General features: G+C 60.7%; 19 protein-coding genes. 11 read left to right on the top strand and 8 right to left on the bottom strand.

Translation table 11 applies throughout. The features are described from left to right. Nucleotide 1 precedes the first annotated feature (1 nt). The 10 genes from ABLX76_RS02550 to ABLX76_RS02505 all read left to right on the top strand — a co-directional run bounded on the left by ABLX76_RS02550 (nt 2) and on the right by ABLX76_RS02505 (nt 9231). On the top strand, nt 2–424 hold the full coding sequence (locus tag ABLX76_RS02550) for a thioesterase family protein (protein ID WP_032454265.1): 423 nt from the start codon (nt 2–4) through the stop codon (nt 422–424). Further along, nucleotides 421–1026, top strand: coding sequence for an outer membrane lipoprotein carrier protein LolA (locus tag ABLX76_RS02545; protein ID WP_023291250.1), 606 nt, complete (start codon nt 421–423; stop codon nt 1024–1026). The genes ABLX76_RS02550 and ABLX76_RS02545 overlap by 4 nt, the downstream gene beginning before the upstream one ends. Then, nucleotides 995–3313, top strand: a complete 2319-nt coding sequence (locus ABLX76_RS02540) for an MMPL family transporter (RefSeq protein WP_348873918.1) — start codon at nt 995–997, stop codon at nt 3311–3313. Before ABLX76_RS02545 ends, ABLX76_RS02540 begins: the two co-directional genes overlap by 32 nt. Then, nucleotides 3310–3894 (top strand): DUF3261 domain-containing protein, encoded by a 585-nt coding sequence (locus tag ABLX76_RS02535; RefSeq protein ID WP_023291252.1) that lies wholly within the window; start codon nt 3310–3312, stop codon nt 3892–3894. Before ABLX76_RS02540 ends, ABLX76_RS02535 begins: the two co-directional genes overlap by 4 nt. A 1-nt stretch (nt 3895) precedes the next feature. Beyond that, on the top strand, nt 3896–5065 hold the full coding sequence (locus ABLX76_RS02530) for a beta-ketoacyl-[acyl-carrier-protein] synthase family protein (protein WP_348873916.1): 1170 nt from the start codon (nt 3896–3898) through the stop codon (nt 5063–5065). Continuing rightward, complete coding sequence (locus ABLX76_RS02525) at nt 5062–5538, top strand: 3-hydroxy-fatty acyl-ACP dehydratase (RefSeq protein ID WP_065883197.1); 477 nt, start codon at nt 5062–5064, stop codon at nt 5536–5538. Before ABLX76_RS02530 ends, ABLX76_RS02525 begins: the two co-directional genes overlap by 4 nt. Further along, nucleotides 5535–6266 carry a 3-ketoacyl-ACP reductase FabG2 gene (locus tag ABLX76_RS02520; RefSeq protein ID WP_023291255.1) on the top strand — a complete coding sequence of 244 codons (732 nt, stop codon included), beginning with the start codon at nt 5535–5537 and terminating at the stop codon, nt 6264–6266. Before ABLX76_RS02525 ends, ABLX76_RS02520 begins: the two co-directional genes overlap by 4 nt. Beyond that, complete coding sequence (locus tag ABLX76_RS02515; RefSeq protein ID WP_023291256.1) at nt 6263–7492, top strand: beta-ketoacyl-ACP synthase; 1230 nt, start codon at nt 6263–6265, stop codon at nt 7490–7492. Before ABLX76_RS02520 ends, ABLX76_RS02515 begins: the two co-directional genes overlap by 4 nt. 1 nt (nt 7493) lies before the next feature. Then, nucleotides 7494–8081, top strand: a complete 588-nt coding sequence (acpT, locus tag ABLX76_RS02510; RefSeq protein ID WP_065883199.1) for a 4'-phosphopantetheinyl transferase AcpT — start codon at nt 7494–7496, stop codon at nt 8079–8081. A 100-nt stretch (nt 8082–8181) separates the two neighbouring features. Beyond that, nucleotides 8182–9231 carry an AI-2E family transporter gene (locus tag ABLX76_RS02505; protein WP_004202085.1) on the top strand — a complete coding sequence of 350 codons (1050 nt, stop codon included), beginning with the start codon at nt 8182–8184 and terminating at the stop codon, nt 9229–9231. On the opposite strand, the gene arnF is transcribed toward ABLX76_RS02505, so the two are convergent. From arnF to ABLX76_RS02465, 8 genes are all read right to left on the bottom strand, one after another. Beyond that, nucleotides 9228–9608 carry a 4-amino-4-deoxy-L-arabinose-phosphoundecaprenol flippase subunit ArnF gene (arnF, locus tag ABLX76_RS02500; protein WP_032454284.1) on the bottom strand — a complete coding sequence of 127 codons (381 nt, stop codon included), beginning with the start codon at nt 9606–9608 and terminating at the stop codon, nt 9228–9230. The two genes, ABLX76_RS02505 and arnF, sit on opposite strands and share 4 nt — an antisense overlap. Beyond that, nucleotides 9608–9946, bottom strand: coding sequence for a 4-amino-4-deoxy-L-arabinose-phosphoundecaprenol flippase subunit ArnE (arnE, locus tag ABLX76_RS02495; protein ID WP_023291259.1), 339 nt, complete (start codon nt 9944–9946; stop codon nt 9608–9610). The genes arnF and arnE overlap by 1 nt, the downstream gene beginning before the upstream one ends. Further along, nucleotides 9943–11598, bottom strand: coding sequence for a lipid IV(A) 4-amino-4-deoxy-L-arabinosyltransferase (gene arnT, locus ABLX76_RS02490; RefSeq protein ID WP_023291260.1), 1656 nt, complete (start codon nt 11596–11598; stop codon nt 9943–9945). The genes arnE and arnT overlap by 4 nt, the downstream gene beginning before the upstream one ends. Beyond that, entirely contained in the window at nt 11598–12500 is a 903-nt protein-coding gene (gene arnD / locus ABLX76_RS02485; RefSeq protein WP_348873913.1) for a 4-deoxy-4-formamido-L-arabinose-phosphoundecaprenol deformylase, read from the bottom strand. The genes arnT and arnD overlap by 1 nt, the downstream gene beginning before the upstream one ends. Then, nucleotides 12497–14482 carry a bifunctional UDP-4-amino-4-deoxy-L-arabinose formyltransferase/UDP-glucuronic acid oxidase ArnA gene (arnA, locus tag ABLX76_RS02480; RefSeq protein ID WP_032454287.1) on the bottom strand — a complete coding sequence of 662 codons (1986 nt, stop codon included), beginning with the start codon at nt 14480–14482 and terminating at the stop codon, nt 12497–12499. The genes arnD and arnA overlap by 4 nt, the downstream gene beginning before the upstream one ends. Beyond that, nucleotides 14479–15462: an undecaprenyl-phosphate 4-deoxy-4-formamido-L-arabinose transferase gene (arnC, locus tag ABLX76_RS02475; RefSeq protein ID WP_023291263.1), complete on the bottom strand. Its 984-nt coding sequence runs from the start codon at nt 15460–15462 to the stop codon at nt 14479–14481. The genes arnA and arnC overlap by 4 nt, the downstream gene beginning before the upstream one ends. Nucleotide 15463: 1 nt before the next feature. After that, on the bottom strand, nt 15464–16603 hold the full coding sequence (gene arnB / locus ABLX76_RS02470) for a UDP-4-amino-4-deoxy-L-arabinose aminotransferase (RefSeq protein WP_218810537.1): 1140 nt from the start codon (nt 16601–16603) through the stop codon (nt 15464–15466). 396 nt (nt 16604–16999) lie between these two features. Further along, on the bottom strand, nt 17000–17506 hold the full coding sequence (locus tag ABLX76_RS02465; protein ID WP_012540376.1) for a phenolic acid decarboxylase: 507 nt from the start codon (nt 17504–17506) through the stop codon (nt 17000–17002). Between the two features lie 97 nt (nt 17507–17603). On the opposite strand from ABLX76_RS02465, the gene ABLX76_RS02460 reads away from it, so the two are divergent. Next, nucleotides 17604–18464 carry a LysR family transcriptional regulator gene (locus tag ABLX76_RS02460; protein WP_050534014.1) on the top strand — a complete coding sequence of 287 codons (861 nt, stop codon included), beginning with the start codon at nt 17604–17606 and terminating at the stop codon, nt 18462–18464. Nucleotides 18465–18496: the final 32 nt, after the last annotated feature.

Here is an 18496-nt window from a genome sequence, read left to right as displayed (position 1 = left end):
GGTGCTTAACGATCCCCGTTTTACTGCTGAAGTAGAGCTAACCATTCCCTTTCACGACGTCGATATGATGGGCGTCGTCTGGCATGGCAACTATTTCCGCTACTTCGAAATTGCCCGCGAGGCGCTGCTTAACCAGTTCAACTACGGCTACCGGCAGATGAAAGCCTCCGGCTATCTGTGGCCGGTGGTGGATACCCGCGTGAAGTACCGGGACGTTATCACCTTCGAGCAGCGTATTCGCGTCCGCGCGCGTCTGGAAGAGTTCGAAAACCGCCTGCGCATTGGCTATGAAATTTTTGCCGCCGAGAGCGGCAAACGCACCACCACCGGCTACACCATCCAGGTCGCGGTGGACGAAAAAAGCGGCGAGATGTGTTTTGTCAGCCCGCAAGTTCTGTTTGAACGCATGGGGGTCACGCCATGAGATTGCTGCTGTTGGTGGGACTGTTCATCAGTCCGTTGGTCAGCGCGCTGACGCTCGATGACCTGCAAAAACAATTTAGCGAACAGCCGGTGGTGCGCGCCCACTTCGATCAAACCCGCACCATAAAGGATCTTCCGCAGCCGCTGCGATCCCAGGGGCGGATGTTGATCGCCCGCGACCAGGGCTTGCTGTGGGATCAAACCTCACCGTTCCCGATGCAACTGCTGCTGGATGATAAACGGATGGTGCAGGCGATTAACGGCCAGCCGCCGCAGACCGTCACCGCCGAAAACAACCCGCAGATGTTCCAGTTCAACCATCTGCTGCGCGCGCTGTTCCAGGCCGATCGTAACGTGCTGGAGGAGAACTTCCGCGTGGAATTCGCCGATAAAGGCGACGGGCGATGGACGCTGCGCCTGACGCCTGTCACCACGCCGCTGGATAAGATTTTCGCCAGCATCGATCTCGCCGGAAAAACCTACCTGGAGCATATTCAACTCAACGATAAACAAGGCGATCGCACCGATATCGCCCTTTCCCAACATCAACTGACGCCAGCGCAACTGACCGATGACGAACGCCAACGCTTTGCCGCCCAGTAAACGTCCTGCGCTGATCTGGGGCGTCGTCTGCCTGATACTGGCGGGCGCGCTGCTGGCGCTGTTGCCGCAGGCCCGGCTCAACAGCAGCGTGCTGGCGATGCTGCCCAAACAGACGCTCGGCGCGATCCCCCCGGCGTTGAACGACGGCTTTATGCAGCGTCTGGATCGCCAGCTGGTCTGGCTGGTCAGTCCCGGTAAACAGGCCGACCCGCAGGTGGCTCGCGACTGGCTGCGGTTGCTGCAAACCTCAGACGCGCTGGCCGAGGTCAAAGGCCCAATGGATGCCGCCAGTCAGCAGGCCTGGGGAACGTTTTTCTGGCAACATCGCAATGCGTTAATCGACCCCGCCACCCGCGCACGTCTGCAGGAGGGCGGCGAAGCGCAGGCCCAGTGGATCCTTTCGCAGCTCTATTCGGCGTTTTCCGGGGTCAGCGGTAAAGAGTTACAAAACGACCCGCTGATGCTGATGCGCGGCTCACAGCTGGCGATGGCGAATAGCGGCCAGCGGATGCAGCTGCAGGACGGGTGGCTGACCAGCAAAGACGCGCAAGGTAACGTCTGGTATCTGCTGCACGACGAGCTGGCGGGTTCGTCGTTCGATATGCGACAGACGCACCGCCTGGTGACCACCCTCGCGCAGCTTGAAAAGGAATTAAAAGCGCGCCACCCGCAGGCGCAGCTGCTGTCGCGCGGCACCGTATTTTACAGTGATTACGCCAGCCAGCAGGCGAAGCGCGATATCTCCACTCTCGGCGCGGCGACCCTGTTCGGCGTCATCCTGTTGATCGTGGCCGTGTTCCGCTCGCTGCGTCCGCTGCTGTTATGCGCGATCTCTATCGCTATCGGCGCACTGGCCGGCACCGTTGCCACGCTGCTGCTGTTTGGCGAGCTGCATCTGATGACCCTGGTGATGAGCATGAGCATTATTGGCATTTCCGCAGATTACACGCTCTATTACCTGACCGAACGGATGGTCCATGGCGCAGCGGCTTCACCGTGGCAAAGCCTTGTTAAAGTACGGAAAGCGCTGCTGCTGGCGCTGCTTACCACCGTGGCGGCTTATTTAATCATGATGCTGGCCCCCTTCCCGGCCATTCGCCAGATGGCGCTATTTGCGGCCGTGGGGCTAAGCGCCTCATGCCTGACGGTGATTTTCTGGCAGCCATGGCTGTGCCATGGGCTCCCGGTGCGTCCCGTTCCAGCGATGGTGCTGATGTCGCGCTGGCTCGCGGCATGGCGGCGTAACAAAAAACTCGCCATCGGTCTGCCGGTGGTTCTGGCCATTTTCTCCCTGACGGGGCTCGCTCTCCTGCGGGTGGATGACGATATCTCACAGCTGCAGGCGCTACCGCAGAATATCCTCTCCCAGGAGCATGCCATCACCGCGCTTACTGGCCAAAGCGTCGATCAAAAGTGGTTCGTGGTTTACGGCGACACGGCGCAACAAACGCTGCAGCGGCTTGAAGCCTTTATGCCCGCACTGGCTAAAGCGCAAACCGACGGAATGCTTGGCGGGTATCGCGCCATTCCGCTCAATTCACTGGCCCGCCAGCAGCAGGATCTGGCCCTGCTGAAGCAGGCGGCGCCGGCCGTCGGCCAGGCGCTGAATAACGCCGGACTCACCGCTGTTCACCCCGACCTGCGGCCGATGCCGGTGACAGTCGGCGACTGGCTTGCCAGTCCGGCCAGCGAAGGCTGGCGGCTGCTATGGCTGACGCTGCCGGATGGCGAAAGCGGCGTACTGGTGCCAGTGAGCGGGGTGAAAGATAGCGCGGCGCTGAAGGCGCTCAGCACAACCCAGACTGGCGTGGCGTGGGTCGATCGTAAAAGCGATTTCGACCAGCTTTTCGCGCTCTACCGTCATATTTTAACCGGGCTGCTCGGCGTTGCGCTGGCGGTGATTGCCTGCGGCGCCGCTATCCGCCTTGGCTGGCGCAAGGGCTTAATAAGCCTGGTGCCGTCGGTATTGTCGCTGGGATGCGGCCTGGGGGCGTTGGCGCTCACCGGCCACGCCGTTAACCTGTTCTCCTTACTGGCGCTGGTGCTGGTACTTGGGATTGGCATCAACTACACCCTGTTTTTCAGCAACCCGCGCGGCACGCCGCTGACATCGCTGCTGGCGGTTACCCTGGCGATGATGACCACCTTATTAACGCTTGGCATGCTGGTGTTTAGCGCCACCCAGGCCATCAGCAGCTTTGGCACTGTCCTGGTCAGCGGTATTTTCACCGCTTTCCTGCTGTCGCCGCTGGCGATGCCGAGCAAAAAAGAGAAAAAAAGACGATGAGAAGACCATCATTCTGGCGCGCCTTCGCGCTCTTCGCCGCCTTATTGCTGGCCGGCTGCAGTCATTCGCCGCCGGAGCCGCAAGGCCGTCCGCAGGCGTGGCTGGAGCCGGGTACGCGCGTCACGTTACCGCCGCCGGGCATCTCGCCGGCCATCAGTTCCCAGCAGTTATTGACCGGCCGCTTCAACGGCCAAACCCAGTCGCTGCTGGTGCTGCTCAATGCCGATGATAAAAAGCTCACGCTGGCGGGCCTGTCGTCCGTCGGTATCCGCCTGTTCCTGGTGACCTATGATCAACAAGGGCTGCGCGCGGAACAGTCGATGGTGATCCCGCAACTGCCGCCCGCCAGCCAGGTGCTGGCCGATGTGATGCTCAGCCACTGGCCGCTTAGCGCATGGCTGCCGCAGCTGCCGAAAGGCTGGACGCTAACCGACCGCGGCGACAAACGCGAACTGCGTAACGCGCGCGGAAAACTGGTCACCGACATCACCTATATCAACCGCAAAGGCAAGCGCGTGCCGATTAGCATCGAGCAGCACGTCTTTAAATACCACATCACCATTCAATACCTGGGTGACTGAGATGATCTTCATTTCTGCTGTCGGCATGATTAACGCCCTGGGACGCGATAATGATGAAATCGCCGCCAATCTGGCCCGCGGTATAGCGCCCGGCATGCGCCCGCGTGAAGGGTGGTTACAGGGGCATCCGCAGGCGATTTTCGCGGGGGTGGACGGCGAACTACCCGCCATTCCCGATACCTTTCGCGACCATCGTTCGCGCAATAATCAGCTGCTGCTGGCGGCGCTGGCGCAGATCCAGCCGCAGGTGGATCGCGCCATCGCCCGCTATGGCCGGGCTCGGGTCGCCGTGGTGTTGGGCACCAGTACGTCAGGGCTGGATGAAGGCGACGTACACGTTAATTTGACGCTTAACGGCAAGGCGAGCGAGGCCTGGCGCTATCCACAGCAGGAGCTGGGCGACCCGTCGCGTTTTCTCAGCCGCTGGCTGGCGCTGGATGGTCCGGCATATACCCTGTCAACCGCCTGCTCCTCCAGCGCGCGGGCGATAATCAGCGGACGGCGGCTCATTGAGGCGGGGCTGGCGGATGTGGCGATCGTCGGCGGCGCGGATACCCTTAGCCGGATGCCCATCAACGGCTTTCACAGCCTGGAGTCGCTCTCCACGACGCAGTGCCAGCCGTTTAGCCGCGACCGCAGCGGGATCACCATCGGCGAAGGGGCGGCGCTGATGCTGCTGACCCGCGAGCCGCAGCCCATCGCGCTGCTGGGTATCGGCGAATCCAGCGACGCCTGGCATATTTCCGCCCCGCACCCCCAAGGAGAAGGGGCGATGCGCGCCATTCAGCAGGCGCTGGACGACGCGGGCATCACGCCGGAGCAGGTGGGTTACATTAACCTGCACGGCACCGCTACGCGGCTTAACGACCAGATAGAAGCCCGGGTGATCAACGCGCTGTTTAGCGAAAGGGTGCCCTGTAGTTCCACCAAACATCTGACCGGACATACGCTGGGCGCGGCGGGGATCACCGAGGCCGCCATCGGCATGCTGATCCTGCAGCGCAATCTGTTGTTACCGGCACAGGATTTCAGTCAGTCTCCGCAGGATGACACGCTACCGCCGTGCGGGCTCATTGAACATCCGCAGCCGCTGTCGCGGCCAGTTATCCTGTCGAACTCTTTTGCCTTTGGCGGCAATAACACCAGCATCCTGCTCGGGAGAATGTCATGAGCCACTTTTTATCACCCGGCAGTTACCTGCCGCACGACGCGCCGATGCTGCTGCTGGAAGAGGTCGAGGCGGTGACCGCCGACACCGCCACCTGCCGCGTCGCGGTCTCACCCGGCAGCGTTCTGGCGCCATTTCTCGATACCAACGGCGATCTTCCCGGCTGGTTCGCCCTTGAATTAATGGCGCAGACCGTCGGCGTCTGGTCCGGCTGGCACCGCCAGCAGCAAGGACAAACATCGCTCGCTTTAGGCATGGTGCTGGGCGCGCGCGAACTGGTTTGCGCGGCCGGGAGCCTGCCGGGCGGAAAGACGCTGTCCATCAGCGTGAAGCTCTTGATGCAGGATGAACGTTTCGGCAGCTTCGAAGGCACCATTATGGCGGACGATGACGTCCTGGCCAGCGGGCGGGTCAACACCTTCCAGCCCACAACAGAAGAACTTAGCACTTTATTTCAACAAGGAGCGTCAGAATGAGTCGTTCAGTTTTGGTTACCGGCGCCAGCAAAGGCATCGGTCGCGCTATCGCCTGCCAGCTGGCAGCGGACGGTTTTGTGGTGGGCGTCCACTATCATCGCGACCGCGCGGGGGCGCAACAGACGCTGGAGGCGATAACCGCCGCTGGCGGCGACGGCCGGCTGCTGAGTTTTGACGTCGCCGATCGTCAGCAATGCCGCGAGGTACTGGAGCAGGATATGGCCGACCATGGCGCGTGGTATGGCATTGTCAGCAACGCCGGCATCGCCCGCGACGGCGCCTTCCCGGCGCTTGGCGATGACGACTGGGACGCCGTGATCCACACCAACCTCGACAGTTTTTATAACGTCATTCATCCCTGCATCATGCCGATGATTAGCGCGCGCCAGGGCGGACGTATCATCACCCTCTCCTCGGTTTCCGGCGTCATGGGCAACCGCGGCCAGGTCAACTACAGCGCCGCCAAGGCGGGCATTATCGGCGCCACCAAAGCGCTGGCGATAGAACTGGCAAAACGCAAAATCACCGTTAACTGTATTGCGCCGGGTCTTATCGACACCGGGATGATTGACATGGAAGAGCACGCGCTGAAAGAGGCGATGACCATGATCCCGATGAAACGCATGGGTCAGGCCGACGAGGTGGCCGGGCTTGCCAGCTATTTAATGTCGGATATCGCGGGCTACGTCACCCGCCAGGTCATTTCCATCAACGGGGGGATGCTATGATACGCCGGGTGGTCATTACAGGGATGGGCGGGGTGACCGCGTTTGGCGAAAACTGGCAGGATGTCGCCACCAGGCTGCGGGAATATAAAAATGCGGTGCGTAAGATGCCGGAATGGCTGGCGTATGACGGACTGCATACGCTGCTGGGGGCGCCAATCGACGATTTCACCCTGCCGGAGCATTATACCCGCAAGCGTATCCGCGCGATGGGCCGGGTATCGCGACTCTCCACCCGCGCCACTGAACTCGCGCTGGAGCAGGCCGGGCTTATCGGCGACACCGTGCTGACCAACGGCCAAACCGGCATCGCTTACGGCTCGTCAACCGGTAGTACCGGTCCGGTGAGCGAGTTCGCCACCATGTTGACGGAGAAACATACCAACAATATCACCGGCACTACCTATGTGCAGATGATGCCGCATACTACCGCGGTGAATACCGGATTATTCTTCGGTCTGCGGGGGCGCGTGATCCCCACCTCCAGCGCCTGCACCTCCGGCAGCCAGGCGATTGGCTACGCCTGGGAAGCCATTCGCCATGGTTACCAAACGGTGATGGTGGCCGGCGGTGCCGAGGAGCTCTGCCCTTCGGAAGCCGCGGTATTCGATACCCTCTTCGCCACCAGCCAACGCAATGACGAACCGGCCCTCACCCCCTCTCCGTTCGATGAACAGCGAGATGGTCTGGTGATTGGCGAAGGCGCCGGCACGCTGATCCTTGAAGATCTCGAGCATGCCAAAGCGCGCGGCGCAACCATCTACGGTGAAATCGTCGGGTTCGCCACTAACTGCGATGCGGCCCATATTACCCAGCCGCAGCGCGAAACCATGCAGATCTGCATGGAACAATCGCTAAACATGGCGGGCTTAAGCCCCCGGGACATCGGCTATATTTCGGCCCACGGCACCGCCACCGATCGCGGCGATATCGCGGAAAGCCAGGCAACGGCGGCCGTTTACGGCGACAGCGTGCCGATCTCTTCGCTGAAAAGCTATTTCGGCCATACGCTTGGCGCTTGCGGGGCGTTAGAAGCGTGGATGAGCCTGCAGATGATGCGCGAAGGCTGGTTTGCGCCAACGCTGAATCTCCATAAACCGGACGCCAACTGTGGCGAACTGGATTACATCATGGGGGAAAAGCGCAAACTGGAGTGTGAATTCCTGCAGAGCAACAACTTCGCCTTCGGCGGCATTAACACCTCAATCATTATTCGACGCTGGCCTTGAAATGTATCAGCTTTTTCTGGGTAAGATCTCCGCCCTTAGCGCCCTGCCGTTACCGCCTGCGTTGATGGCGCAGGCGCCGGACGGACCGCGACGAGCCAGCTGGCTTGCCGGCCGCGCGCTGCTGGCGCAGGCGGCTGCCCCGCTGACGGATATTCAGCTTGGCGAACAGGGCAAGCCTGCCTTCCCCGTCGCGCGCGGGCTGTGGTTTAACCTTAGCCACAGCGGCGACGATATTGCCCTGCTGCTCAGCGATAAAGGCGAGGTGGGTTGCGACATCGAAGTGATTCGCCCGCGCGAAGGCTGGCGCCGCCTGGCTAACGCCCTGTTCAGCGAAAGCGAGCACCAGGAACTGGCGCAGGCTTCGCCGGCGCAGCAGCTCACGGTCTTCTGGCGTATCTGGACGCGCAAAGAGGCGCTGGTGAAACAGCGCGGCGGCAGCGCCTGGCAGATGGCCTCCGTTGACAGCGCCTGTCACGGCCCGCTGTCGCTCAGCCAGATTCTGCACGATGGGTTAAGTATTGCGGTCTGTACGCCGACGCCGTTCACGCTGACGGACGCGCGCATTCAACATTTCAGCGGCGCGGTTTAAGCGATCAAAAGATGATGGCGGAAAAGCCGCTCGCCTTTCGGAATATTGGCAGCCAGCGAACCGCTACACTTATCAGGCGCGACTCACAAAAGGAATACCTATGTCCCCTCCGCAGGCTGATAAAGCCGGGCTCCATATTTTACTTAAGCTGGCGGCGCTGGTGATTATCCTCGCCGGGATCCACGCCGCCGCCGATATTCTGGTGCAGCTCCTGCTGGCGCTGTTTTTCGCTATCGTCCTCAACCCGCTGGTCACCTGGTTCATTCGCCGCGGGGTGCGGCGCCCGTTCGCCATTACGCTGGTGGTGACGGCAATGCTGGTCATGCTGACCGCGCTGCTTGGCGTGCTGGCGGCGTCGCTCAATGACTTTGTCGCCATGCTGCCCGATTTCAACCGCGCCCTGACGCGTAAGATCGTCCAGCTCCAGGAGTATCTCCCCTTTCTCAACCTGCATATCAATCCGGAGCGCATGCTGCGACGTATGGATTCAGAACGGCTGATGACCTGGGCCACGACGCTGATGACCCAGCTTTCCGGGGCGATGGCCAGCATTGTGCTGCTGGTGATGACGGTGATCTTTATGCTGTTTGAGGTTCGCCACCTGCCCTACAAACTGCGTTTTGCCCTCAATAACCCTCGCCTGCATATCGCCGGGCTGCACCGGGCGCTGAAAGGCGTCACCCACTATCTGGCGCTGAAAACGCTGATCAGCCTGTGGACCGGCCTGATTGTCTGGCTGGGGCTGCTGGCGATGGGGGTGCAGTTCGCGCTGATGTGGGGGGTGCTGGCGTTCCTGTTGAACTATGTGCCGAATATCGGCTCCGCCATCTCCGCCATCCCGCCCATGCTGCAGGCGCTGCTGTTCAGCGGCATCTATGAGTGCCTGCTGGTCGGGGCGCTGTTTCTGGTGGTGCATATGGTGTTGGGCAACATGGTGGAGCCGCGCATGATGGGCCACCGGCTGGGGATGTCGACCCTGGTGGTGTTCCTGTCGCTGCTGGTCTGGGGCTGGCTGCTGGGGCCAGTGGGAATGCTGCTCTCGGTGCCGTTAACCAGCGTCTGTAAAATCTGGATGGAGACCACCGTCGGGGGCAGCAAGCTGGCGATCCTGCTCGGCCCGGGGCGCCCCAAAAGCCGGCTCCCCGGCTAGCGGCGTTTCACCGGCCAGAAGATGGTCAATACGCCGGCGACGATAATCGCCACGCCCAGCAGCGATTGCCAGTGGAACGGCTCATGCCAGCCGGGCAGCCAGATGGCGGCGGCCCAAACGAGGATATAGCTCAGGCTCAGCAGCGCATACGCTTTCGACAGCGGCAGACGGTGGAGGGCAAAGTACCAGCAGACCATCGACAGCAGGTAGCCCAGCAGGCCGAAAAACAGGCCGAAGGTGCCGGGCTGGAGATGCAACAGATGCTGGAGAAACGCCAGAATATCGGTCAGCGGCGGCAACACCACCATGGCGCTGCGCAGTAGCAGCTGCGCGCCGCTGACGAGGCCGACGCTGAATAATGCCCAGAGAAAGCCCATCAGACGCTGGTCCCCAGAATGACAATGCCCACGACGATCAACCCGACGCCAAACCAGTGGCGGGGAGCGACCGGCTCATGCCAGATGCCCCAGCCCGCGAGGGTGACCCAGACGAAGTTCAGACTCAGCATCGGATAGGCGATGCTCACCGGAATTGACTGCAGGACGCTCAGCCACAGCAGCATGCCGCAGCCGAGGCATAACAGCGCCATCCCCAGCCAGAAGAGTATATGACGACTCCGCCGTCCGCGACGGGACGGGCGGGTCGCCTGTTTCTGGCACAGCTGTCCGGCGCAGCTCAGCAGGCTGGCGAACACCAGACAGATCCAGACGCTCATTGCGGCAGATACTGAAGGAAAACGACCCGCCCCAGCTCGTAAGCGTTATCGGGTTTCGGTAACGGTAAGTCGAGCATACTCTCTCCTTTATCCATCAACAGCACCAGCGAGACCGGCCCCTGCTGACGATGCGCGGCCAGCCAGTCGGCAAACCCGGCCTGGCTGACAAAGCTTCCCTGAGCGTCCGGCCAGTCGAGACCGTACTTCAGCTCACCCTGTTTGTCGAACATAATAATATCGCTTCGCTTCAGCTCCCAGGCCAGGCCGCCGGCGATCCCGACGTTGTTGGTCAGGACGTAGCGGCTGGGCTGCAGGGATTCGCTGACGATATCCACGAGGAACTGCGGCTGTTTGCTGTCGATAACCCGGTCCGGGATGGCGAAGCCCACCAGCAGCGCCAGGCCGAGCGGGCAAAGCGCCGCCAGGCTCCAGCGGCGGCCAGCGTCTTTCATCGCCAGCCAGCCCATCAGCGCCCAGACGGCGAAGGCGATCGCCGCCAGCAGACATTTATACAGCTCAATCTTGGTCCACACCGGCTTGTGCATCACGCCCCAGGGCGAGACCACCAGCACGGCGATCAGCCCCAGCAGGCCGACGCCCAGGTTGATCATCCCGTTGACCCGTAACGCTTTCGCGCCGGTCTTCGCCGCCTCCAGCGCGTAGCGCGCCATCAGGATCGACAGCGGCGCAAAGCACGGCAGGATATAGGTCGGCAGTTTGCCTTTGGCGATACTGAAGAACAGGAGCGGCATCGCCACCCAGCCTAACAGATACAGCGCGCCGCGGGCCTCATCGCGCTCAAGCCAACCGCGCTTCAGCGCCCCCGGCAGCAGGGCCAGCCACGGCAGGCTGCCGGCGATCAGGAACGGGATGTAGTACCAGAACGGCGCTTTGTGCTGGGCGTCTTTTTCGGCGAAACGCTGAATATGCTCGACCCAGAAGAAGTAGCGCCAGAAGTCCGGCTCGCGCTGGGCGATAGCCAGCCCCCAGGGCAGCACCACCAGCGTACAGACGACCACCGCCAGCCAACCGTAGGTCAGCACTTCACGCCAGCGTCGACGGGCGATCACCCACGGCAGAACGCCCACCACCGGCACCGCCAGCGCAAGGAAGCCTTTGGTCATCACCCCCATACCGCAGGCGACGCCCAGCAGCGCGTAACCCAGTATTTTGCCGCTGCGGCTCTGCGCCTGCGTCGCGCCCCAAAAACTGCACATCGCCAGCGCCAGCCACAGGGTGATCATCGGGTCCAGCACCGCATAGGTGCCAATCGCATACACCAGCATCGCGGTGAGAAAAATCACCGGCGACAGGACAGCTACCTTTTTGTCGCGAAAGACGCGCCACGCCAGCCAGGCCACCAGCACGGCGGTCATGGTGATGGCGAAGACCGACCCAAAGCGTACGCCGAAGTTATTATGGCCAAACAGCCATTGACCGATACTGTTGATCCAGTAACCGGCAATCGGCTTTTCGAAATAGCGCAATCCGAGAAAATGCGGCACCACCCAGTCGCCGGTGGCCAGCATTTCACGGCTGATCTCCGCGTAGCGGGTTTCATCGGGTTGCCAGAGCAAACGGAAATTAAGCGGCAGCAGGTAATACAGCGCAAACAGCGCAATCAGAGAGACGCCATAGCGAATGCTTTTCATCAAACACCCGAAGTCAGTAATTGTTCACGTCCGAGCCAGCCTTCCCGGCCAGCCAGTTCACCCCGAACCACTTTGCCAGACGGCAGCTCGCTAAAGTCAGCGGGCAACAGCTGGCTCAGTGGGCAAAACTGAATTTCTTCTTCCGCCGCCATGGTCAGCAGTTCATTGAACTGATCCGCGTAGGCAATGCCTTCCACTTCGGCGTGAATGGTATAGACCGGCACGCCCGGGTCGCGATGGATGAAGTCCAGCAGGTAGCGGTTAAAGCCGGCGATTTCCACCGCCGTGCCCACCGCCTCGTCCCAGGTCGGCAGCGTGACCGGGATCTGCACCGTACCGGAGACGCCGCTGCCGAGCTGGGGCAGAAACGGCCGCGTGCCGCGACAGTCGCTGTTGTAGAGGAAATCGAAGGATTCTTTGGCTTTCACCACTCGCTGATCGGCGCGCCAGCCGGCGACAGCCGAGCAGGTGACCGGCCGGCCGATGATGCGTTCGAGCTCCAGCAGGCCGCGCTCAACCTCCAGCGTCAGCCGTTCCTGCGGCCAGACGCCGCTCCACGCCTGCCAGCTGTAGTGGTCCCAGGCGTGCAGGCCCACTTCATGAGACTCGGCGGCGGCGCGGATCACCGCTTCGTTCCCCGCGCCGATGCGGCGTCCCGGCCAGGCGGTGCCGGCCAGCAGAATATCCCAGCCGTACAGCGAGGCCGCTCTGGAGCGCAGCATCTTCCACAGAAACTTCGGTTTTACCAGGCGCCACAGGTGGCGCCCCATATTGTCCGGCCCGACGCTGAAGAAGAAGCTTGCCTGGATCCCGTGCTGACCCAGCAGGTCCAGCAGCCGCGGAACGCCGTCCCGCGTGCCGCGAAAGGTATCGACATCTATGCGTAAGCCGACCTGTTTCATGGATTTTTAGCGTCCACCAGTTCAACCGTGCGCAGGAAGAAGTCCAGCGTATGCTCAACGGTCTCTTCCATCTCCACCTTCGGCTCCCAGTTCAGGCAGCGTTTGGCGTTGCGGATGCTCGGTTTGCGATGCTCAACGTCCTGATAGCCCTTGCCGTAGTAGTCGCTGCTTTCCACTTCGCGGAAGCCGGCAAACGGCGGGAAGCGATCGCGCAGCGGATGACGTTCGAAGCAGGCCAGCAGCATCTCCGCCAGCTCTTTGATGCTTGCTTCGTTATCCGGGTTACCGATGTTGATGATCTGCCCGTCGCAGCGGCCGTCTTTGTTCTCGATGATGCGGAACAGCGCTTCGATACCATCGCTGATGTCGGTGAAGCAGCGCTTCTGCTTACCGCCTTCGATGAGCTTGATCGGCGAGCCTTCCACCAGGTTGAGGATCAGCTGGGTGATGGCGCGGGAGCTGCCGATACGCGCGGCGTTGAGGTTATCCAGACGCGGCCCCATCCAGTTGAACGGACGGAACAGGGTGAACTTCAGGCCATTCTTATCGCCATAGGCCCAGATCACGCGGTCCAGCAGCTGCTTGGAGACCGAGTAGATCCAGCGCTGTTTGTTGATCGGCCCGACCACCAGATTGGAAGTGTCTTCGTCGAAGTTTTTATCAGTGCACATGCCGTACACTTCCGAGGTCGACGGGAAGATGATGCGCTTATTGTATTTCACGCAGTCGCGGATGATCTTCAGGTTCTCTTCGAAATCCAGCTCGAAGACGCGCAGCGGGTTGCGGGTGTACTCGATAGGGGTGGCGATGGCCACCAGCGGCAGCACCACGTCGCATTTCTTAATGTGATATTCGATCCACTCGGAGTGAATGCTGATATCGCCTTCCACAAAGTGGAAACGCGGGCAGTCGAGGAAACGGCTGATGGCGTCGGAGCCGATATCCAGGCCGTAAATCTCATAGTTGTCGTCCTGCAGCAGGCGTTCGGTCAGATGGTTACCGATAAAGCCATTGACGCCGAGGATCAGCACCCGGGTGCGACGCTTAACCGCCACCACCGGTTTGCTGCTGATCACCGCCCCGGACACCAGGCCCAGCCCCTGCGCCAGCTGGGCGCCCTGCATGTACACCCCGCGTTCGGTCTGGCCGGTGACAATCTCCAGCGCCCCCTCCTGGCACGCCACGATCAGCGGCGCAACGGAGATAACGGTACCCGGTTTGGCTGCCGGCAGATCATGACGGACGCGGGATTTCCAGACGATAAACTTGTTCGCGCCGGCGTAGCCGAAGGCGCCCGGCCACGGATCGGAGACCGCACGCACCAGATTGTGCAGGGTCTGCGCCGGCTGCTCCCAGTCGAGGCGGCCATCTTCCGGGGTACGACGCCCCACATAGGTCGCCTGGCTGTGATCCTGCGGACGTTCATCGGTGGTTCCGGCGAGGATCGCCGGCAGCGCCTGGCCCAGCAGCCCGGTGGCGGCGGCGCACAGCTTGCGGTGCAGCGTCAGGGCGGCGTCATCCGGGCCAATCGCCACGGCCTGCTGGGCGACGATATCCCCCGCGTCGGCGCGGTTCACCATTCGGTGCAGGGTGACGCCGGTTTCGCTTTCGCCATTGACCAGCACCCAGTTCAGCGGCGCGCGGCCGCGATATTTCGGCAGCAGCGAACCGTGCAGGTTAAACGCCCCTTTCGGCGCGAGACGGAGGATCTCATCGCCCAGCAGATTGCGGTAGTAGAAGGAGAACAGCACGTCCGGCTTCATCTCGCGGATACGCTCAATCCACAGCGGATGGTTCACGTCTTCCGGCGCCCACACCGGAATGCCCTGCTCGGCAGCAAGGCGCGCCACGGAGCCAAAGAAATGGTTTTCGCCAGGGTTATCCGGGTGGGTGAAAATAGCAGCGATATCATACCCGGCGTCCAGCAGAGCCTGGATACCGGTGCAGCCCATATCGTGATAAGCGAAGACTACGGCTTTCATGAACGATCTTCCTCTTTAGATGCCGTTTCCGGCTGGCGAACAACACGTTGAATAAAGTAGCGGGGACGCGCGCGCACGTCGTTATAGATGCGTCCGATATACTCCCCGAGCAGACCCATACCGATAAACTGGGCGCCGATAAACATAAACAGCACGGCGAAGAGCATAAACACCCCTTCCGCCGCCCACTGCGGGCCGAAGGCCAAACGCAGCACCACCAGCAGCAGGCCGAAGGCGAAGCCCAGCAGGGCTATCACGCTGCCGAAAATGCTGAGCAGACGCAGCGGCGTGGTGGTCAGACAGGTCACCAGGTCGTACATCAGGTTGATCAGGCGCATAAAGCTGTATTTGGAGTCGCCGAATTCACGCTCGGCGTGCATCACCGGGATCTCCACCGCGCGACGGGCGAAGGTATTCGCCAGAATCGGGATAAAGGTGCTGCGCTCGTGACAGTTGAGCATCGCGTCGATAATGTGGCGACGGTAGGCGCGCAGCATGCAGCCGTAGTCGCCCATCGCTTTGCCGGTGGTGCGCTGGATCAGGCGGTTGATCATCTTCGAGGCGGTTTTGCGGAAGATGCTGTCCTGACGGTTCTGACGGACGGTGCCCACCACGTCGTAACCTTCATCCGCCTTCGCCACCAGCCGCGGGATCTCTTCCGGCGGGTTTTGCAGGTCGGCATCAAGGGTAATAATCAGATCGCCCGTCACATGGCTGAAGCCGGCCATGATCGCCGAGTGCTGGCCGTAGTTACGGTTTAACAGCACGGCGACGACGTGACTGCCTTCCGCCTCGGCGGCTTCGGTGAGCATGCGCGCGGAATCGTCGCTGCTGCCATCGTCGATCAGCAGAATTTCATATTGCCGCCCCAGCGTGGCGCAGGCGGTTTCCGTACGACGAAGCAGCTCCGGCAGGCTATCCTGTTCGTTATAAACCGGGATAACCACCGAGACCTTCTTCACGGGAGGGTAAGTAAGCATATCAACGTCCTGACAGCTGGCGCAGTGCGGAAATGACGCGAGTGACATCGTCATCGGTCATGTCCGGGAACAACGGGAGAGAACAGATGCGGGCGCTGTTCCATTCGGTATTCGGCAGGGAAACCTCAGGGAAGCGCTCGCGGTAATATTTTTGCGTATGGGCCGCACGGAAGTGCAGACCGGTGCCGATACCCATCGCCTTCAGCTTTTCCATCAACGCGTCGCGGCTGATGCCGCACGCAGCCTCATCGACGCGGATGATAAACAGATGCCAGGCGTGCTGGTGATCCCAGGCCGGGACGGTCAGGGGCGTAAACGGCGTGTCCGCCAGTTCGCGCAGATAGCGCTGGGCAATTTCCGCCCGGCGCTGGTTGGCGTGAGGCAGTTTTTCCAGCTGGACCAGCGCCAGCGCGGCGTTGATGTCGGCAAGGTTGTATTTAAAGCCCGGAGCGATCACCTCCGCCTGCGGCGCGCGGCCGTGGGTCTGGCGGTCATAGGCGTCCACGCCGAGGCCATGGAATTTCAGGCTACGGATGCGGGAGGCCAGCTCGTCGTCGTCGGTGACAACCAGCCCGCCTTCAGCGCAGGTCATATTTTTGATCGCGTGGAACGAGAAAATCGCGGTCCCCTGGCAGCCTACGTGGCGGCCTTTATAGTGGGTCCCCGCCGCATGGGCGGCGTCTTCGATCACCGGGATGCCATGGCGCTCGCCCACCGCGCGAATGGCGTCGATATCGGCTGGCGCCCCCGCGTAGTGCACAGGAATAATCGCTTTGGTCCGCGAGGTGATCGCCGCTGCCACCGCCTCAGGGGTGATCATCAGATTGTCGTTATCGACATCGATCATCACCGGCGTGGCGCCCAGCAGGCAGATCATATTGAGGGTGGAGACCCAGGTCTGGGACGGCGTAATGACTTCATCGCCGGGGCCAATACCCAGCGCCATCAGGGTCACGTGCATCCCGCCGGTCGCTGAACTGACGGCAATCGCGTGGCGGTTGCCGGTCAACTGGCAGAATGCCGCTTCAAGTGCCTGATTCTTCGGCCCGGTGGTGATCCAGCCCGACGCTAAAACTTCACGCAGCGCTGCCAGCTCTGCGTCGCCCATCGACGGGCGCGAAAAAGGCAAAAAATCGCTCATCATCATCCTGTTCTGTAGATGACCCACGCACAAATCAGGGTCGTTAGAATAAAATATCCTGCGCCTGTGGACTTAAACGAAATTAAAATGAAGTGAGTTCAGCGCGGCATTCCATTTCAGGGTATTTCGACAACTATTAATGTAGTTGACCTTGCTTAGGATAATATTAAGAAATTAATCTTTTCTCAGCATGGCCAAATAAATCATTAAGAAACAGAATGATAGGTTTTATTTATGGCAGAATTTTGACAAAAAAACGTTCCTGTCTGGAAAAGCAAACAGGAACGCTATCGCGGAAAGTAAACGGGGGTTAAACCAGATAACAATTAATGACGCTGTCTTTGTCACGCTTGATGACAAAAAGTTAGCGCAGATCACAAAGTTATTTCTGCTTAATTACAAATTTGCAGGAAAATCCGCAGGCAATTCACTCGCCGGGCAATTAATTACCTCATCATTATCTGCGCCACAGTCGCGAATGAAGGTGATGGTGGCGAACTCGTCAATCACTTCTGTCGGGTAGGCCGGGCCGGCATCGCGGTAAGAATTCATCAGCGGAATGTGATCGTTCTGGAAGCAGACGGTTTTTTCCGGGTTATTCATGATCCAGCGCGGGAAGAAGATGGTGCCGTGGAACAGTTTATCGCCCAGGTTGACGATCAGGCTCACGTCGGTACCGGTCGGTTCGGTCCAGGAGATTTTGTAGATACTTTCCCCCACCCGCACGATGTACGCTTCCTGATCTTTCACCCAGCGATTGCCGACGATGCCGCTGTGAATACGGTAGTCGAGGGTGTGGCCGTTTTTGACGTAAATTTCGTAGTTCCAGCCGTTGTCGTAGGTGTAGACCAGATGTTTACCGATAAAGCCGCTGAGGTCATGTTTGTCGAAAGTGCTCATCATTTATTCTCCTCTGTGTTGTTGAGGACAGCATACGTCTTTAAAAATTGAATGAATAACGCTATGTTTGGATTAAATACATCCAAATTTTAGATTGATTATGCACAAGACAACCCTGGAGCAGTGGGCATTACTCGAAAAGGTCGTGGAACTCGGGAGCTTTGCCAGAGCGGCGGAGGAGACCAACCGCAGTCAGTCTTCGGTGAGCTATAACCTCGCGCTGCTGCAGGAGCGCTTAGGGGTGGCGCTGCTGGCGCCGTCCGGTCGGCGGGCGGTGCTGACCCCGGCCGGCGAACTGCTGCTGAATCAGGTCAAACCGTTGCTGCAGGCCTTCGCCTACGTTGAGACGCATGCTGCCACTCTGCGCAACGGGGCGCGCACCCGTCTGGACCTGGTGGTCGACAGCATTTTCCCGCGCCAGCGGCTGTTCGCCATTCTGCGCCAGTTTCAGCAGCGTTATCCGCAGACTCAGGTCAGACTCACCGAAGTGCTGGAAAATATTGATGACGAGGGCGCGGCGCGAACGGAAGCCGATGTCATGGTTCTGACCCGCCGCCAGGATATTACCGGCCGCGGAGAGTGGCTGATGAATATTGATTTTATCGCCGTCGCCCACCGCGACCATCCTCTCGCCGCCCTCGACGGTCCGCTGGAGGATAGCGCGCTAGCGCCATGGCCGCTGGTGCGCATTGCCGACCAGACCGGCGATGGCCAGGCGACGCGTGACGCATGGACCTTCTCCACCATTGACGCGGCCATTGATGCGGTGATGTATCAGGTCGGCTTCGGCTGGCTGCCGGAAGAGCGCATTCGTTCCCATCTCGATCAGGGCGTGCTGAAGCGGCTGCCCCTCAGCCACGGCGCGCGCCGCGCGACGCCGCTGCATCTGATCGTCAAGCGGGATCTGGCGCCGATCGACGAACAGGTGGCCACGCTGCTGGGGTTGTTCCGGGCGCCCTGAGGGGTAAGGCGGCGCCTGCCCCTGCGCATAAT

It is taken from the genome of Klebsiella sp. JB_Kp004, assembly GCF_040065795.1.
Lineage (GTDB): Bacteria > Pseudomonadota > Gammaproteobacteria > Enterobacterales > Enterobacteriaceae > Klebsiella > Klebsiella quasipneumoniae.
Note: the sequence above shows the minus strand (reverse complement) of the source record. Positions and strands in the feature narration are given on the sequence as shown.

Coding starts and splice junctions, on each gene's coding strand:
- ABLX76_RS02545 (WP_023291250.1), top strand. CDS start 421: ATGAGATTGCTGCTGTTGGTGGGACTGTTCATCAGTCCGTTGGTCAGC.
- ABLX76_RS02540 (WP_348873918.1), top strand. CDS start 995: ATGACGAACGCCAACGCTTTGCCGCCCAGTAAACGTCCTGCGCTGATC.
- ABLX76_RS02535 (WP_023291252.1), top strand. CDS start 3,310: ATGAGAAGACCATCATTCTGGCGCGCCTTCGCGCTCTTCGCCGCCTTA.
- ABLX76_RS02530 (WP_348873916.1), top strand. CDS start 3,896: ATGATCTTCATTTCTGCTGTCGGCATGATTAACGCCCTGGGACGCGAT.
- ABLX76_RS02525 (WP_065883197.1), top strand. CDS start 5,062: ATGAGCCACTTTTTATCACCCGGCAGTTACCTGCCGCACGACGCGCCG.
- ABLX76_RS02520 (WP_023291255.1), top strand. CDS start 5,535: ATGAGTCGTTCAGTTTTGGTTACCGGCGCCAGCAAAGGCATCGGTCGC.
- ABLX76_RS02515 (WP_023291256.1), top strand. CDS start 6,263: ATGATACGCCGGGTGGTCATTACAGGGATGGGCGGGGTGACCGCGTTT.
- acpT (WP_065883199.1), top strand. CDS start 7,494: ATGTATCAGCTTTTTCTGGGTAAGATCTCCGCCCTTAGCGCCCTGCCG.
- ABLX76_RS02505 (WP_004202085.1), top strand. CDS start 8,182: ATGTCCCCTCCGCAGGCTGATAAAGCCGGGCTCCATATTTTACTTAAG.
- arnF (WP_032454284.1), bottom strand. CDS start 9,608: ATGGGCTTTCTCTGGGCATTATTCAGCGTCGGCCTCGTCAGCGGCGCG.
- arnE (WP_023291259.1), bottom strand. CDS start 9,946: ATGAGCGTCTGGATCTGTCTGGTGTTCGCCAGCCTGCTGAGCTGCGCC.
- arnT (WP_023291260.1), bottom strand. CDS start 11,598: ATGAAAAGCATTCGCTATGGCGTCTCTCTGATTGCGCTGTTTGCGCTG.
- arnD (WP_348873913.1), bottom strand. CDS start 12,500: ATGAAACAGGTCGGCTTACGCATAGATGTCGATACCTTTCGCGGCACG.
- arnA (WP_032454287.1), bottom strand. CDS start 14,482: ATGAAAGCCGTAGTCTTCGCTTATCACGATATGGGCTGCACCGGTATC.
- arnC (WP_023291263.1), bottom strand. CDS start 15,462: ATGCTTACTTACCCTCCCGTGAAGAAGGTCTCGGTGGTTATCCCGGTT.
- arnB (WP_218810537.1), bottom strand. CDS start 16,603: ATGAGCGATTTTTTGCCTTTTTCGCGCCCGTCGATGGGCGACGCAGAG.
- ABLX76_RS02465 (WP_012540376.1), bottom strand. CDS start 17,506: ATGATGAGCACTTTCGACAAACATGACCTCAGCGGCTTTATCGGTAAA.
- ABLX76_RS02460 (WP_050534014.1), top strand. CDS start 17,604: ATGCACAAGACAACCCTGGAGCAGTGGGCATTACTCGAAAAGGTCGTG.